This is a genomic window from Pseudomonas sp. SDT291_1_S447 (assembly GCF_054070155.1).
On sequence record NZ_JBSVXS010000276.1, the window covers coordinates 1 to 857 of the forward strand.

At 60.0% G+C, this 857-nt stretch carries 1 protein-coding gene and 1 pseudogene; both read right to left on the reverse strand.

The genetic code is table 11. The annotated features are described in order from the left end of the window. Positions 1–514: phage tail protein (locus tag ACW9IR_RS29510; RefSeq protein WP_457466136.1), on the reverse strand; the 514-nt coding region annotated here is incomplete at its 3' end. After that, positions 511–857 (reverse strand): annotated as a pseudogene (locus ACW9IR_RS29515) (baseplate J/gp47 family protein); the annotation flags it as partial. The gene ACW9IR_RS29510 and the pseudogene ACW9IR_RS29515, both read right to left, overlap by 4 nt.

Sequence of the window (857 nt, forward strand, 5' to 3'; positions counted from 1 at the left end):
CAACCAGCGTTTGCTGGTCGTCGTTGAAGTCGATCAGGGCGATTTGCAGCCCCACGGGGGTGATGGTGACGAAGTCGTAGCGCCGGCACGTTCGGCCGTACTGCTGGATCAGCACGCGCAGAAGTTCGGGATTGAGCGACAACTGAGCGTTGCTGAACTTAAGCAGCACCACGTCCCAATCGCGGTCGGGCTGGCGTTCCTCGATCTCGACGTAACCCACGCCCAGTCGCTCGAAAATGCGTTTCAAACCGGCAGTGCTGCCGGCGTCGACTGAGTTGATAAACGCGTACTTCACGCGCAGTCGAAACAGGGTCTCGGGTTCGCCCTTGAAGCGCGTCACGTCCCGCTGCCAGGCCCACAGCTCAAGGATGCTCATGTGGCAGGTGTCGGGATCGATCTGCGAGTAGGGCCAGCGCAGCCACCCGGTGACGGTTTCCCACCACGCCTGTGCAGCCGCGACCAGTTTTGAAAGCTCGGTACCGCCCAGCCAGAACGGAAGTTTCAGTTTGTTCATTGCAGGTTCACCTTCAGCGACGTCAGGCGCGGGATGTCCAATCCGCTGGTGATGTCGACGCCGGGGGTAAACCGCAGTGAGGCGATATCGGCAAACTGCTGGTGCAGTTCCTCAGCCAGTCGACTAAAGCTGAAGCGCGACTGGGGATAAGTCAGCGTAGGCTGATAATCGCGGGGCGTGCTTTCCCGAAACGCGGCGCGGATGAATAGCTCGATCTCACTTTTAAGCGTGTCGATCTGCTCGGCGCTCAGATTTGGTTGCGGCCAGAGCGTCATCGCAACACTCACGGGTACTTCGGGCATCACCATGGCCAGCAGATCATCGCCGTGGCCATGGTTGCCCT